This is a genomic window from Janthinobacterium sp. JC611, assembly GCF_018682595.1.
Lineage (GTDB): Bacteria > Pseudomonadota > Gammaproteobacteria > Burkholderiales > Burkholderiaceae_D > Janthinobacterium.
Genome location: NZ_JAFLJN010000017.1, coordinates 36,560 through 50,727, shown reverse-complemented (window position 1 = coordinate 50,727; position 14,168 = coordinate 36,560). Strand labels below are relative to the sequence as shown.

At 62.6% G+C, this 14,168-nt stretch carries 16 protein-coding genes; all 16 read left to right on the top strand.

Annotation, left to right across the window (positions count from 1 at the left end; all coding sequences use genetic code 11):
• Positions 1-27: 27 nt before the first annotated feature.
• The 16 genes from J0O65_RS12285 (at position 28) to hisB (ending at position 14,135) form a co-directional block, all read left to right on the top strand.
• Positions 28-1,491 (top strand): glutamate synthase subunit beta, encoded by a 1,464-nt coding sequence (locus tag J0O65_RS12285; protein WP_215407108.1) that lies wholly within the window; start codon positions 28-30, stop codon positions 1,489-1,491.
• 259 nt (positions 1,492-1,750) lie between these two features.
• Positions 1,751-2,560 (top strand): ABC transporter ATP-binding protein, encoded by an 810-nt coding sequence (locus J0O65_RS12280; RefSeq protein ID WP_152252789.1) that lies wholly within the window; start codon positions 1,751-1,753, stop codon positions 2,558-2,560.
• Entirely contained in the window at positions 2,557-3,339 is a 783-nt protein-coding gene (gene mlaE, locus J0O65_RS12275; protein ID WP_215407106.1) for a lipid asymmetry maintenance ABC transporter permease subunit MlaE, read from the top strand. Before J0O65_RS12280 ends, mlaE begins: the two co-directional genes overlap by 4 nt.
• A gap of 79 nt (positions 3,340-3,418) precedes the next feature.
• On the top strand, positions 3,419-3,889 hold the full coding sequence (gene mlaD, locus J0O65_RS12270) for an outer membrane lipid asymmetry maintenance protein MlaD (protein WP_070346035.1): 471 nt from the start codon (positions 3,419-3,421) through the stop codon (positions 3,887-3,889).
• Complete coding sequence (locus J0O65_RS12265; RefSeq protein ID WP_215407104.1) at positions 3,886-4,770, top strand: MlaA family lipoprotein; 885 nt, start codon at positions 3,886-3,888, stop codon at positions 4,768-4,770. The genes mlaD and J0O65_RS12265 overlap by 4 nt, the downstream gene beginning before the upstream one ends.
• 72 nt (positions 4,771-4,842) lie before the next feature.
• Positions 4,843-5,478, top strand: a complete 636-nt coding sequence (locus J0O65_RS12260; RefSeq protein ID WP_215407102.1) for an MlaC/ttg2D family ABC transporter substrate-binding protein — start codon at positions 4,843-4,845, stop codon at positions 5,476-5,478.
• A 52-nt stretch (positions 5,479-5,530) separates the two neighbouring features.
• On the top strand, positions 5,531-5,878 hold the full coding sequence (locus J0O65_RS12255; RefSeq protein WP_035823111.1) for an STAS domain-containing protein: 348 nt from the start codon (positions 5,531-5,533) through the stop codon (positions 5,876-5,878).
• Positions 5,879-6,089: 211 nt separating this feature from the next.
• On the top strand, positions 6,090-7,007 hold the full coding sequence (locus J0O65_RS12250; protein ID WP_215407101.1) for an ABC transporter ATP-binding protein: 918 nt from the start codon (positions 6,090-6,092) through the stop codon (positions 7,005-7,007).
• On the top strand, positions 7,004-7,765 hold the full coding sequence (locus J0O65_RS12245) for an ABC transporter permease (protein ID WP_215407100.1): 762 nt from the start codon (positions 7,004-7,006) through the stop codon (positions 7,763-7,765). Before J0O65_RS12250 ends, J0O65_RS12245 begins: the two co-directional genes overlap by 4 nt.
• 46 nt (positions 7,766-7,811) lie before the next feature.
• Entirely contained in the window at positions 7,812-8,048 is a 237-nt protein-coding gene (locus J0O65_RS12240) for a BolA family protein (protein WP_010402134.1), read from the top strand.
• Between the two features lie 4 nt (positions 8,049-8,052).
• Positions 8,053-9,303, top strand: a complete 1,251-nt coding sequence (gene murA, locus J0O65_RS12235; RefSeq protein ID WP_215407099.1) for a UDP-N-acetylglucosamine 1-carboxyvinyltransferase — start codon at positions 8,053-8,055, stop codon at positions 9,301-9,303.
• Positions 9,304-9,449: 146 nt separating this feature from the next.
• Positions 9,450-10,118, top strand: a complete 669-nt coding sequence (gene hisG, locus J0O65_RS12230; RefSeq protein ID WP_034753828.1) for an ATP phosphoribosyltransferase — start codon at positions 9,450-9,452, stop codon at positions 10,116-10,118.
• Between the two features lie 24 nt (positions 10,119-10,142).
• On the top strand, positions 10,143-11,468 hold the full coding sequence (hisD, locus tag J0O65_RS12225) for a histidinol dehydrogenase (RefSeq protein ID WP_215407098.1): 1,326 nt from the start codon (positions 10,143-10,145) through the stop codon (positions 11,466-11,468).
• Positions 11,465-12,397: a DNA-methyltransferase gene (locus J0O65_RS12220; RefSeq protein ID WP_215407097.1), complete on the top strand. Its 933-nt coding sequence runs from the start codon at positions 11,465-11,467 to the stop codon at positions 12,395-12,397. Before hisD ends, J0O65_RS12220 begins: the two co-directional genes overlap by 4 nt.
• 33 nt (positions 12,398-12,430) lie before the next feature.
• Positions 12,431-13,525 carry a histidinol-phosphate transaminase gene (gene hisC / locus J0O65_RS12215; RefSeq protein ID WP_215407096.1) on the top strand — a complete coding sequence of 365 codons (1,095 nt, stop codon included), beginning with the start codon at positions 12,431-12,433 and terminating at the stop codon, positions 13,523-13,525.
• A 19-nt stretch (positions 13,526-13,544) separates the two neighbouring features.
• Positions 13,545-14,135 (top strand): imidazoleglycerol-phosphate dehydratase HisB, encoded by a 591-nt coding sequence (gene hisB, locus J0O65_RS12210; RefSeq protein WP_010402123.1) that lies wholly within the window; start codon positions 13,545-13,547, stop codon positions 14,133-14,135.
• The last annotated feature ends 33 nt before the right edge of the window (positions 14,136-14,168 follow it).

Sequence of the window (14,168 nt, the reverse complement as noted above, 5' to 3'; positions counted from 1 at the left end):
CCGCCAGCCAAATACAAAGGAAACATCGTGGGTAAAATTACCGGCTTCATGGAATTCAAGCGCCAGGACGAACACTATCTGGAGCCTGCCGCGCGTCTGAAGAACTACAAGGAATTCGTGCTGCACCTGTCGGACGCGCAAGCGACCGTGCAGGGCGCGCGCTGCATGGATTGCGGCATCCCCTTCTGCACCACGGGTTGCCCCGTGAATAACATCATTCCCGACTGGAATGACCTGGTGTACCGCGGCGCCTACCGCGAAGCGCTCGACATCTTGCATTCGACAAATAACTTCCCGGAATTTACGGGCCGCATCTGCCCGGCGCCGTGCGAATCGGCCTGCACCCTGGGCATCCACGAAGATCCGGTCGGCATCAAGTCCATCGAACATAAAATCATCGACATGGGCTGGGAGCATGGCTGGGTCACGCCGCAGCCGGCAAGCTTCAGCACGGGCAAGAAAGTGGCCATCGTCGGTTCCGGCCCGGCCGGCCTGGCGGCGGCGCAGCAGCTGGCGCGCGCCGGCCATGCCGTCACCGTGTTCGAGAAGAGCGACCGGGTCGGTGGTCTGCTGCGTTACGGCATTCCCGACTTCAAGATGGAAAAGTCGCACATCGACCTGCGCGTGAAACAGATGGAAGCCGAAGGCGTGGTGTTCCGCACCAGCGTGTTGGTCGGCAAGGATTTCCCTGCCCACGTGAACAACTGGGCCAAGGAAACCATTTTCCCGGAAGACCTGGAAAAGGAGTTTGACGCCGTCATCATGGCCGGCGGCGCCGAGCAGCCGCGCGACTTGCCCGTGCCGGGCCGCGAACTGAAAGGCGTGCACTTCGCCATGGATTTCCTGCCGCTGCAAAACAAGGTCAACGCGGGCGACAAGCTCAAGGACCAGATCAAGGCCACGGGCAAGCACGTGGTGGTGATCGGCGGCGGCGATACGGGTTCCGACTGCGTCGGCACCTCGAACCGCCATGGCGCCGCCTCGGTGGCCCAGTTCGAACTGATGCCGCAGCCGCCGGAACAGGAAAACAAGCCGCTCGTGTGGCCGTACTGGCCGACCAAGCTGCGCACTTCGTCCTCGCACGAGGAAGGCTGCGAGCGCGACTGGGCCGTGGCCACCAAGCGTTTCGAAGGCAAGGGCGGCAAGGTGGAAAAGCTGATCGCCTGCAGAGTCGAGTGGAAGGACGGCAAGATGAGCGAAGTGCCGAACTCGGAATTCGAGATGAAGGCGGACCTGGTCTTCCTGGCCATGGGCTTTGTTTCACCAGTGCAACAAGTGCTGGAAGCGTTCGGCGTCGATACGGATGCGCGCGGCAATGTCAAGGCGACAACGGATGGCGCCGGCTGCTACCAGACCTCGGTGGCCAAGGTGTTTGCGGCCGGCGACATGCGCCGCGGCCAGTCGCTGGTGGTGTGGGCCATCCGCGAAGGGCGCCAGTGCGCGCGCGCCGTCGATGAGTTCCTGATGGGGGCATCCCTGCTGCCGCGCTGATTAACGAGCAATTGTTCGTTTTTTGACAGGGCCACGGCGCCGAGCGCGACGTGGCCTTTGTTATTTTTGCCTGTCAAGTCAACAGCCGCGAAGACGATCGGGCAGGGACGCGATGGGGTGGCCAAATTTCCACTACAATATCTGACTTTCGATTCATTAGTGTTGTATTCTTCCCCTTTCCGGGGCTGTCCCAAGGGGTGTCTCAGCAGAGGTTGGCGTTTCTGCACTACAATACGCCATTAAAATAGTGAGTTTCGTCGTGCCAAATCTTGTTGAGATCCGTGATTTACACTTTGCCTATGGAGAACGTTCGATTTTATCGGGCCTTCAAATGGATTTCCCACGTGGAAAAGTTGTGGCCGTCATGGGTGGCTCCGGCAGTGGCAAGACGACCGTACTGCGCCTGATCGGCGGCCAGTTGCGCCCCGGTTCCGGCTCCGTGAATGTGGACGGCCAGATCGTGCATACGCTGGGGACCGACGAGTTATATCAGTTGCGCCGCAAGATGGGCATGCTGTTCCAGCACGGCGCCTTGTTTACGGACTTGACGGCGTTCGAGAACGTGGCCTTCCCCCTGCGCGAACACACGGATTTGAATGAAGAGCTGATCCGCACCCTGGTGCTGATGAAGCTGCACGCCGTGGGACTGCGCAATGCGGCGCAATTGAAACCGGCCGAGATATCGGGCGGCATGGGCCGCCGCGTGGCGCTGGCGCGCGCCATCGCGCTCGACCCCGAATTGATCATGTACGACGAGCCGTTCGCCGGCCTGGACCCGATTTCCATGGGCGTGACGGCCAATTTGATCCGCAATCTGAACGATGCGCTGGGCTCCACGTCTATCCTGGTATCGCACGACGTGAAGGAGTGTTTCGCCATCGCTGATTATGTCTATTTTCTGTCATCGGGCAAGATCGTGGCGCACGGCACGCCGGCCGAGATGGCCGTGTCGACGCATCCGTACGTGAAGCAGTTCGTCAATGCCGAGGCCGACGGTCCCGTGCCGTTCCACTATCCGGGCAAGTCGCTGGCCGACGACCTGGGTCTGCATGCGGGAGCGGGCCGATGATCGCGCGTTTCCTGGCGGCGATCGGAGCATGGTTGCGCAATGCGGTACAAGACCTCGGCTTTGCCATGCGGTCGTTTTTCATCATCATCGGCTCGTCGGGCGGCCTGTGGCGCCGTCCGCGCCTGGTGATCGAGCAACTGTTTTTTATCGGTAACCGCTCGCTGGTGATTACCGCCGTCTCCGGTCTGTTCGTCGGCATGGTGCTGGGGCTGCAAGGCTATTACACCCTCACTACGTATGGCGCCGAGCAGTCGCTGGGCTTGCTGGTGGCGCTGTCGCTGACGCGCGAACTGGGTCCGGTCGTCACGGCCCTGCTGTTCGCCGGCCGCGCCGGCACCTCGCTGACGGCGGAAATCGGCTTGATGAAGGCGGGCGAGCAATTGTCGGCCATGGAAATGATGGCCGTGAATCCGATCCAGCGCGTGCTGGCGCCCCGTTTCTGGGCCGGCGTGATCGCCATGCCGATCCTGGGCGCCATCTTCACGGCCGTCGGCATCATCGGCAGCTACCTGGTCGGCGTGGTGCTGATCGGCGTCGATGAAGGCTCGTTCTGGTCGCAGATGCAGGGCGGCGTGGATGTCTGGAAAGAAGTGGGCAACGGCACCATCAAGAGCCTGGTGTTCGGCATCGCGGTGACCTTCATCGCGCTGTTCCAGGGATACCAGGCGCAGCCGACGCCGGAAGACGTGTCCGGCGCCACCACGCGCACGGTGGTCATTTCGTCGCTGATGGTGTGGTGGCTCGATTTCATGATGACGGCGTTGATGTTCAGCAAGTAATTGCCCATCAACGGCAAACAGCGGGCCTGGGCAAGATGTTGCACAGGCGGCAGCAAGTAAAAATTATTTAGGATTGTTTATGCAACGTAAATCTTTGGATGTCTGGGTCGGCTTGTTCGTCTTGCTGGGTGTGGCGGCATTGATGTTTCTGGCGCTCAAGGCCGGCAATATGAGCTCGCTGTCTTTCAGCAAGACGTATACCATTAGTGCCAAGTTCGACAATATTGGCGGCCTCAAGCCGCAGGCGCCCGTCAAGGGTGCTGGCGTGGTGGTGGGGCGCGTGGCGGAAATCCGGTTTGACGACAAGACTTACCAGGCGCTGGTGAAACTCGACATCGAAGATGGCTACAAATTTCCGAAAGACAGCTCGGCCAAGATTTTGACGGCCGGTTTGCTGGGTGAGCAATATATCGGCCTGGAAGCAGGCGGCGATCTGGCGAACCTGGCGGAGGGCGACAAGATCGCCCGTACTCAATCGGCCACAGTGCTGGAAGACCTGATCAATCAGTTCATCTACAGCAAGGCAGCGGAAGGAAAGGACAGCAAATGAGCGAGTCGACCAAGCAATCCCAAGGCAGTCTGGTACGTATCGGCCTGGCCCTGGCCATCGCCGCCAGCGTGAGCGCTTGCGCCACCGGCACCAATCCGCGCGACCCGCTGGAAGGGTACAACCGCGCCATGTTCAAGTTCAACGACACCGTCGACCAGGTCGCCCTGAAACCGGTCGCCACGGCCTACAAGACCGTCACGCCATCGTTCGTGCAAACGGGCGTGGGCAACTTCTTCGGTAACTTGTCCGACGTGTGGAGCGCCGTGAACAATTTGCTGCAAGGCAAGGGTGAGGCGGGCTTGCAAGACGTCGTGCGCGTCAGCATGAACTCGACCTTCGGTATCTTCGGCCTGATCGACATCGCCTCGCAGGCCGGCATTCCCAAGCATAGCGAAGACTTTGGCCAGACCCTGGGCTGGTATGGCGTCCAGCCTGGTCCGTACGTGATGCTGCCGCTGCTGGGCCCATCGACCGTGCGCGACACGGTGGCCCTGCCGCTCGATATCACGGGCGACCCGTGGCGCTACAAGGACCCGGCGTATGTGCGCAATATCGGCACGGTGACGCGCGTGGTCGACAAGCGCGCCGCGCTGCTCGACGCGACCAACCTGATGGAAGCGGCCGCGCTGGACCGCTATGAATTCATCCGCGACGGCTTCCTGCAGGCGCGCGAAAGCAAGGTGTTCGATGGCGATACGGACCGCCGCGACCGCAAAGTGCCAAAAAACGACAGCAGCGATTATGAGCCGGAGTACGAGGCAAAACCGCAAGCCGTCCCAGCGGAAACGCCGCCCGCGACGGCAGCGGCCGACGTGGCTCCGGCTGAGCTCGTAACATCTGGTAGCAATACCGTGGCTTCCCAGGCAAGGCCTCAGGAGTAAACTACGGTACAGAAACACCATGGCTGCGATCGACGCCAGCCGGTGCATAGCAACACCATGAAAGGTAGAACCATGAAATTGATGAAACAACTGCTGGCGATGGCCACCATCGCCTTTGCCACCGCCGCGCAGGCCGCCCCCGCCATGGAAGCGCCGGACGTCCTGGTCAAACGCATCAGCCAGGACGTGATCGACACGGCCAAGTCCGACAAGGCCATCCAGGCTGGCGACATCAAGCGCGTCACCGAATTGGTGGAAAGCAAGATCTTGCCGTACGTGGATTTCCAGCGCATGACGGCCCTGGCCGCCGGCCGCCACTGGCGCGACGCCACCCCGGACCAGCAAAAGCAGCTGGCCGCGGAATTCCGCACCCTGCTGATCTACACGTATTCGGGCGCCCTGTCGCAGATCAAGAACGAAACCGTGGAATTCAAGCCGCTGCGCGCCGATCCTGGCGATACGGAAGTGGAAGTGCGCTCGCAGGTGAACGTGGCGCGCGGCGAACCCGTGCCCCTGAACTACCGCGTGGCGAAGACCCCGTCCGGCTGGAAGATCTATGACATCAACGTGCTGGGCGCGTGGCTGGTGGAAACCTACAAAAGCAGCTTTACCAGCGAAATCAGCAAGGGCGGCGTCGATGGCCTGATCAAGACCTTGCAGGCAAAAAACAAGGCTCTGGCCAGCCGTCCCGTCGCCAAAGCCAAATAATCGGCTATCATATAGCTCCTGACCCAGCTCCAGACCAGCGCAGCCCGACGCCATGCCCGACTCTCTCGACACCTTGCAGTCCCTGACTTCCCTGACCGTGCACAATGCCACTTCGGCATTGGAGCAGGGTCTGGACGCCATCCGCTCGGGTCAGACGAAGTTCGACCTGCGCAACGTCAAGGCCGTCGATTCGGCGGCCGTCTCCGTCATGCTGACGTGGCAGCGCGCCGCGCAGGATGCCGGCGCCGTGCTGGAGCTGAAAAACCTGCCGAACAACCTGAAAAACCTCACCAAGCTGTATGGCGTGTGCTCGCTCGTGTCGAGCACCCTGAGCGCCGACGACTGCGCCAGCGCCGGCGGCCACGCCGAACGCAGCCCGTCCGACCTGCATCATCATTGATCCTGTCCCACTCCCCGCATCAGCAGTAGCTTTCAAGCCGGCAGGCCAGCAGCGCCGCCGGATTGATCTCCAAGTGTTCCACGAAGTTTCCAACTATAATTGACTGTTGCGCCGTCCTCGCCTGAAGGCGGCGCCCTGCACCGGCCTGCCGGCCTGGATGTCCCCGGCAACTGGCGCATCACACCAGACGCATTACACTTGAAACAAGCACATGACCGCAATTCAAATCACGAATGTAGAAAAGAGCTATAAATCGCTCAAGGCGCTGGGCGGCGTGTCGCTGGCCATCGAGGAAGGCGAGTTCTTTGGCCTGCTCGGCCCGAATGGCGCCGGCAAGACGACCCTCATTTCCATCATCGCCGGCCTGATACGCCCCGACGCGGGCAGCGTCAAGATCCACGGCCACGACGTGGTCACGGACTTCCGCAATGCGCGCCGCAACCTGGGCGTGGTGCCGCAGGAACTGGTGTTCGATCCGTTTTTCACCGTGCGCGAAACCCTGCGTCTGCAGTCCGGTTACTTTGGCCTGCCGAACAACGACAAGTGGATCGACGAGGTCATGGAAAACCTCGACCTGACCGGCAAGGCCGACACGAATATGCGCGCCCTGTCCGGCGGCATGAAGCGCCGCGTGCTGGTGGCCCAGGCGCTGGTGCACAAGCCGCCCGTCATCGTGCTCGACGAGCCGACCGCCGGCGTCGACGTGGAGCTGCGCCAGACCCTGTGGAAGTTCATCTCGCGCCTGAACCGCGAAGGCGGCCACACGGTCGTGCTGACCACCCACTACCTGGAAGAGGCGCAAGCGATGTGCCAGCGCGTGGCCATGCTGAAGACCGGCAAGGTGGTGGCGCTCGACACCATGTCGGCCCTGATCCGCCGCATCGCCGGTTCGCAGCTGCAGCTGCACCTCAAGAATGGCAGCCTGCCGGCCGACCTGCAGCACCTGGTGCTGCACCCGGAAGAACGGCAGGCGCCGAACAAGTTCAGCCTGCGCGTCAACGAATACAGCGAAGTCGAGAAAATCCTCGCCCGCCTGCGCGAGGCGGGCGCCGAGATCGACGAAATGCAATTGCAACAAGCCGACCTGGAAGATATCTTCTTGCAGATCATGGATAAAGGTACCGTATGATTTCGACAGGATTTCGCACCCTCGTCTACAAAGAGACGCTGCGCTTCTGGAAAGTGGCGACGCAAACCGTGGCCGCGCCCGTGCTCACGTCGATGCTGTACCTGCTGGTGTTCGGCCATGTGCTCGACGGCCGCGTGGAACCGAGCCCCGGCGTCAGCTACACGGCCTTTTTGATTCCCGGCCTGGTGATGATGAGCGTGCTGCAAAATGCCTTCGCCAATTCCTCGTCCTCGCTGATCCAGTCGAAGATCACGGGCAACCTGGTGTTCGTACTGCTCACGCCTCTGTCGCACTGGGAAATCTTCTCGGCGTATGTACTCGCTTCCGTCGCGCGCGGCCTGGCCGTGGGCTTTGGCGTGTTTGCCATCACGTGCTGGTTCGCCGACCTGTCGTTTGTCGCGCCGCTGTGGATCGTCGTCTTCGCGTTTCTCGGCGCCGCCATGCTGGGCACCATGGGCCTGATCGCCGGCATCTGGGCCGAGAAATTCGACCAGCTGGCCGCCTTCCAGAACTTCCTGATCATGCCGGCTACGTTCCTGTCGGGCGTGTTCTATTCGATCCACTCGCTGCCCGCCTTCTGGCAGACGGTATCGCACCTGAACCCGTTCTTTTACATGATCGACGGCTTCCGCTACGGCTTCTTCGGCGTGTCCGACGTCAGCCCGTGGCTCAGTCTTTCCATCGTCGCCGGCTTCCTCGTGATCCTGGCGCTGGTGTCGATCCGCCTGCTGAAAAGCGGCTATCGTTTGCGCCATTGATTACGGCACATCACATCACTACATTATTCAATATCAAGGACTTATCGTGACCACCACTCCAGAACTGATCCACGGCTATCTGTCGGCCGGCCTCGAATGCACGCACCTCGAAGTGGAGGGCGATGGCCAGCACTTCCAGGCCGTGATCGTCTCGCCCGCGTTTGCCGGCAAGCGTCTGATCGCCCGCCACCAGATCGTCTACGCGGCGCTGGGCGACCGCATGCGCGAAGAAATCCACGCGCTGTCGATGAAAACCCTGACACCCGAAGAATTCCAAGGATAAGCACATGGACAAGCTCCTCATCAACGGCGGCAACCGCCTGAACGGCGACATCGCCATCTCCGGCGCGAAAAACGCCGCCCTGCCCATCCTGTGCGCGGGTCTCTTGACCGCGGGCGACCTGGACCTGACCAACGTGCCGCACCTGCACGACGTGGCCACCATGCTGAAGCTGCTGGGCCAGACGGGCCTGAAAGTACAGCAGGACGGCGACCGCGTGGTTCTCAACGGCGGCGCCATCGACACCCTGGAAGCGCCGTATGAACTGGTGAAAACCATGCGCGCTTCTATCCTCGTGCTGGGCCCCATGCTGGCGCGCTTCGGCGAAGCCAAGGTCTCGCTGCCGGGCGGCTGCGCCATCGGTTCGCGCCCCGTCGACCAGCACATCAAGGGCCTCGAAGCGCTGGGCGCCGAGATCCGCATCGAAGCCGGCTACATCTACGCCAAGTGCGCCAAGCTGAAAGGCGCGCGCATCGTCACCGACATGATCACCGTCACCGGCACCGAAAACCTGCTGATGGCCGCGACCCTGGCCGAAGGCGAGACCATTCTGGAAAACGCCGCCTGCGAACCGGAAGTGACCGACCTGGCGCACCTGCTGGTGGCCATGGGCGCGAAGATCGACGGCATCGGCACCAGCCGCCTGGTGATCCAGGGCGTCGATTCCTTGCACGGCGCCTCGCACGTGGTGATCGCCGACCGTATCGAAACGGGCACCTTCCTGTGCGCCGTGGCGGCCACCGGCGGCGACATCACCTTGCGCAACGTGCGCACCGACATCCTCGACGCGGCGCTCGACAAGCTGCGCGCCATGGGCCTGACGATGACCTTCGGCGCCGACTGGATCCGCGCCGAGATGTCGGCCCGTCCGAACCCGGTCAGTTTCCGCACCACGGAATACCCGGGCTTCCCGACCGACATGCAGGCGCAGTTCATGGCCGTCAACACCATCGCCAACGGCGCCAGCCGCGTCACCGAAACGATCTTCGAGAACCGCTTCATGCACGTGCAGGAAATGAACCGCCTGGGCGCCGACATCACCATCGAGGGCAACACGGCCATCATCGCCGGCGTCAAGCAGTTGCGCGGCGCGCCCGTGATGGCGACCGACCTGCGCGCTTCGGCGTCGCTGGTGATCGCGGCCCTGGCGGCCGACGGCGAAACCCTGATCGACCGCATCTATCACCTCGACCGCGGCTACGACCGCATGGAAGTGAAATTGTCGGCCGTGGGCGCGAACATCGTACGCATCAAGTAACGCCTGTCAAAACCTACTGCGCGTCGTGCTTTGCGGCCTGCGATGCTCACTGTACCTTCGTACAGTTGCGCTTCTCGACCACAAATCACTTTCGCTCGCTACGGTTTTGTCAGGTGTTGTAAATCATAAATGAGTAAGGAACGAGCATGAACGGATCGAACAACGGTGACAGCTCCCAGCTGATCCTGGCGCTGTCGAAAGGCCGCATTTTCGAGGACACCATGCCGCTGCTGGAAGCGGCCGGCATCAAGGTGCTGGAAAACCCGGAAACCTCGCGCAAGCTGATTTTGGCCACCAACGATCCGAACGTGCGCGTCATCATCGTGCGCGCCAGCGACGTGCCGACCTACGTGCAGTACGGCGCGGCCGATTTCGGCGTAGCGGGCAAGGATGTCTTGCTCGAACACGGCGGCGAAGGCCTGTACCAGCCGATCGACCTGAATATCGCCGCCTGCCGCATGTCGGTGGCGGTGCAGGCCGGCTTCGATTACGAAAAGGCCGTGCACCAGGGCGCGCGCTTGCGCGTGGCCACCAAGTTCGTGCACACGGCGCGCGAGCATTTCGCCGCCAAGGGCGTGCACGTCGACCTGATCAAGCTGTATGGCTCGATGGAGCTGGCGCCTTTGGTCGGCCTGTCGGACGCCATCGTCGACCTGGTCAGCACGGGCAGCACCCTGCGCGCGAACAACCTCGTCGAGGTCGAACACATCATGGAAATTTCGTCGCGCCTGGTGGTCAACCAGGCGGCATTAAAGCTCAAGCGCGAGCGCTTGCAGCCGATTATCGAGGCGTTTGAACGCGCCTCGCAAGCCTAGACACTCAGTAGCAGAAAGCCGATTATGCCGATACAGATACGCAAGCTCGATTCAAGCCAGGATGGTTTCCAACAATCGCTCGATACGCTGCTGGCGTTCGAGGCGGGCACCGATGCGGCGATTGAAACGTCGGTCGCGAAAATCCTGGCCGATGTGAAAACGCGCGGCGACGCCGCCGTACTGGAATACACCAACCGTTTCGACCGCATCCCGCATGGCGGCGCGGCGGAAATGGCGGCCTTCGATATTTCGCAAGCCGAATTACTGGCGGCCCTGAACGGCTTGCCGTCGGCGCAGCGCGAGGCGCTGCAGATCGCCGCGCAGCGCATCCGCGCCTTCCACGAACGCCAGCGCGAGGAATTGCGCGGGTTTAGCTACACCGAGCCCGATGGCACGGTGCTGGGGCAGAAGATCACGCCGCTGGACCGGGTCGGCATCTACGTCCCGGGCGGCAAGGCGGCGTATCCGTCGTCCGTGCTGATGAACGCCATCCCCGCGCATGTGGCGGGCGTGGGCGAAATCATCATGGTGGTGCCGACGCCCGACGGCGTGAAAAACCAGATGGTGCTGGCCGCCGCCGCGATCGCCGGCGTGACGCGCGTGATCACCATCGGCGGCGCGCAAGCCGTCGGCGCGCTGGCCTACGGCACGCAGACGATCGCCGCCGTCGATAAAATCGTCGGTCCCGGCAACGCCTATGTGGCCGCCGCCAAGCGCCGCGTGTTCGGCATCGTCGGCATCGACATGATCGCCGGACCATCGGAGATCCTGGTGCTGTGCGACGGCACGACGGACCCCGACTGGGTCGCGATGGACCTGTTTTCGCAGGCCGAGCACGACGAGCTGGCGCAAGCCATCCTGCTGTGCCCCGACGCCGCTTACATCGCCAAAGTGGAGGAGAGCATCGCCAGGCTGCTGCCGACGATGCCGCGCCAGGCCACCATCAGCACGTCGCTGGCCGACCGGGGCGCGCTGATCAAGGTGCGCGACATGGCCGAGGCGTGCGACATCGCCAACAGCATCGCCGCGGAGCACCTGGAAATATCGGCGGAGAATCCGCAGCAGTGGGCCGAGCAGATCCGCCACGCAGGCGCGATGTTCCTGGGCCGCTTCTCGTCCGAATCGCTGGGCGACTATTGCTGCGGTCCCAATCACGTGCTGCCGACGTCGCGCACGGCGCGCTTTTCGTCGCCGCTGGGCGTGTACGACTTCCAGAAGCGCTCGTCCATCATCCACGTCAGCGAAGCGGGCGCGCAAACCCTGGGCCGTGTCGCCGCCACCCTGGCGTACGGCGAAGGCTTGCAGGCGCACGCGCGCAGCGCCGAACTGCGTCTGAAGCCGCAGCCATGACGAATAGGGCGGAGCAGCCGGACTGGGTCAACCGGGTCTATTGCGAAGATGCGCTGGCGGGGCTGGCGCGCATTCCCGATGGCTCGGTGGACCTGATCCTGACGGATCCGCCGTACAACCTGGGCAAGGATTACGGCAATGCCTCGGACCAGCAGTCGGTGGCCGACTACCTGCGCTGGACGGAACAGTGGATCGATGCGGCGCTGCCCAAGCTGAAAGCCAACGGCAGCCTGTATATTTTCCTCACCTGGCGCTATTCGCCGGAGATTTTCGTCATGCTGAAACAGCGCATGGCGATGATGAATGAAATCATCTGGGACCGCCGCGTGCCGTCCATGGGCGGCAGCGTGCGCAGCTTTTCATCGGTGCACGACACCATCGGCTTCTTCGTCAAGCGCAAGGATTACTACTTCGACCTTGACGCGGTGCGCATCGCCTACGACGCGGCCACCAAGAAAGCCCGTTCGCGCTCGATCTTCATCGGCGCCAAATGGCTGGAAGTGGGTTACAACCCGAAAGACTTGTGGAGCGTGTCGCGCCTGCACAAGGAGCACCCGGAACGGGCCGACCACCCGACGCAAAAGCCGCTCGAAATCATCGAGCGCATGGTCAAGGCCTCGTGCCCGCCCGGCGGCGTGGTGCTCGACCTGTTCATGGGCAGCGGCACCACGGCGCTGGCGGCGAAGCGCTGCGGGCGCGCTTTCGTCGGCTTTGAACTGAACCCCGATTACTGCGCCATCATCGAACAGCGATTGACGGCGCTCGCGCAGGAGCTGGCCGAACCGGCCGCGACCAAGCCCGCCAGGGCGGCAGCGAAGAAACCGGCCGCCGTCAAGAAGCCGGCGGCGGCGAAAAAGCCGCCCGCCGCGAAAAAAGCACCGGCCCGCAAGGCGCGCAGCGCCGCCGTGCCGGAAGACGTCGTCATTTAGTCTCCATTTAATTCCATCAGGAGTGTTTGCAGCATGTCTTTCCTCGATCAGTTAATCAGCAACACCGTGCGCTCCGACGTGCGGGCCGTCAAGAGCTATCAGGTGGCCGACGCCAGCGGCTACGTCAAACTCGATGCGATGGAAAATCCGTATCCGCTGCCGCCGCATCTGCGCGAGGAACTGGGCGCGCGCCTGGCCGGCGTGGCGCTGAACCGCTACCCGCCGTCCTACGCCAGCCTGCAACAAGCCATATGCGCCAAGCTGGGCGTGCCCGCCGGCTACGACGTCATGCTGGGCAACGGTTCCGATGAACTCATTTCCATCCTGGCCATGGCTTGCGCCCGCCAGGAGCCGGGCAAGCGCGCCGTGCTGCTGGCGCCCGTGCCGGCCTTCGTCATGTATGCGCGCTCGGCGCAGTTCGCCGGCATGGATTTCGTCGGCGTGCCCTTGCAGGCCGACTTCAGCCTGGACATGCCGGCCATGCTGGCGGCCATCGAAGCGCACCGCCCGGCACTGGTCTTCCTCGCGTATCCGAACAACCCGACGGGCAACCTGTTTGCCGGCGCCGACATCGAACGCATCCTGGCCGCCCTGGGCGACTCCGGCATCGCCGTCGTCGACGAAGCGTACGAGCCATTCGCGCAGCACAGTTTCATGGGCCGCCTGCCCGAGTTCGAGAACCTGGTGGTGATGCGCACCGTGTCGAAACTGGGCCTGGCCGGCATCCGCCTCGGCTACATGTCGGCCGCGCCGGCCCTGCTGGCGCAATTCGAGAAAGTGCGTCCGCCCTACAATGTGAATGTGCTGACGCAGGCGGCGGCCGAATTCGCGCTCGAGCACCTCGACGTGCTCAATGCGCAGGCGGCCTTGCTCAACAGCGCGCGCGACGACCTGGCGCGGCGCTTGGCGGAGCTGCCCGGCGTGACCGTGTTTCCGTCGAAGGCAAATTTTCTTCTGATTCGTGTGGCCGATTCCGACGATGTTTGCGCAAAACTGCTTGCCCGCAGGGTTTTAATTAAAAATATGAGTAAAATGCATGCTGCGCTGGCCAATTGCCTGCGCATCAGCGTCAGCACCCCGGAAGAAAATTCCCTTTTTTACGATGCCTTCCAGGCATCCCTCGTTTAGCCTATCGCCAGAGCCTCCCATGAACCGCACCGCAGAAATCACGCGCAACACCAATGAGACGCAAGTTCGCGTCGCCCTCAATCTGGATGGCACGGGCCAGCAAAAGCTGAACACCGGCGTGCCCTTCCTCGACCATATGCTGGACCAGATCGCCCGCCACGGCTTGATCGACCTGGATATCGAAGCGACGGGCGACGTGCATATCGACAACCACCATACGGTGGAAGACGTGGGCATCACCCTGGGCATGGCCGTGGCCAAGGCCATCGGCGACAAGAAGGGCATCCGCCGCTATGGCCATGCGTATGTGCCGCTGGACGAGGCGCTGTCGCGCGTGGTGCTCGATTTCTCGGGCCGCCCGGGCATCGAATACCATATCCCGTTTACGCGCGCCATGATCGCCGGCTTCGATGTCGACCTGACGCTGGAATTTTTCCGCGGCTTCGTCAATCACGCGGGCGTGACATTGCATATCGACAACTTGCGCGGCACGAATGCCCACCATCAGTGCGAAACCGTGTTCAAGGCCTTCGGCCGCGCGCTGCGCATGGCTGCCGAGCTCGACGAGCGTGCGGCCGGCATCATTCCATCGACCAAGGGCAGCCTGTAAGCGCCGCTCTCGCTATACTGTAGATTCCGGGAT

What these genes read in the sequence shown, in the direction of transcription:
- hisB (WP_010402123.1), top strand. Translation starts at nt 13,545, where the DNA reads ATGAACCGCACCGCAGAAATCACGCGCAACACCAATGAGACGCAAGTT.
- J0O65_RS12260 (WP_215407102.1), top strand. Translation starts at nt 4,843, where the DNA reads ATGAAATTGATGAAACAACTGCTGGCGATGGCCACCATCGCCTTTGCC.
- mlaE (WP_215407106.1), top strand. Translation starts at nt 2,557, where the DNA reads ATGATCGCGCGTTTCCTGGCGGCGATCGGAGCATGGTTGCGCAATGCG.
- murA (WP_215407099.1), top strand. Translation starts at nt 8,053, where the DNA reads ATGGACAAGCTCCTCATCAACGGCGGCAACCGCCTGAACGGCGACATC.
- mlaD (WP_070346035.1), top strand. Translation starts at nt 3,419, where the DNA reads ATGCAACGTAAATCTTTGGATGTCTGGGTCGGCTTGTTCGTCTTGCTG.
- hisD (WP_215407098.1), top strand. Translation starts at nt 10,143, where the DNA reads ATGCCGATACAGATACGCAAGCTCGATTCAAGCCAGGATGGTTTCCAA.
- J0O65_RS12255 (WP_035823111.1), top strand. Translation starts at nt 5,531, where the DNA reads ATGCCCGACTCTCTCGACACCTTGCAGTCCCTGACTTCCCTGACCGTG.
- hisG (WP_034753828.1), top strand. Translation starts at nt 9,450, where the DNA reads ATGAACGGATCGAACAACGGTGACAGCTCCCAGCTGATCCTGGCGCTG.
- J0O65_RS12265 (WP_215407104.1), top strand. Translation starts at nt 3,886, where the DNA reads ATGAGCGAGTCGACCAAGCAATCCCAAGGCAGTCTGGTACGTATCGGC.
- J0O65_RS12245 (WP_215407100.1), top strand. Translation starts at nt 7,004, where the DNA reads ATGATTTCGACAGGATTTCGCACCCTCGTCTACAAAGAGACGCTGCGC.
- hisC (WP_215407096.1), top strand. Translation starts at nt 12,431, where the DNA reads ATGTCTTTCCTCGATCAGTTAATCAGCAACACCGTGCGCTCCGACGTG.
- J0O65_RS12220 (WP_215407097.1), top strand. Translation starts at nt 11,465, where the DNA reads ATGACGAATAGGGCGGAGCAGCCGGACTGGGTCAACCGGGTCTATTGC.
- J0O65_RS12250 (WP_215407101.1), top strand. Translation starts at nt 6,090, where the DNA reads ATGACCGCAATTCAAATCACGAATGTAGAAAAGAGCTATAAATCGCTC.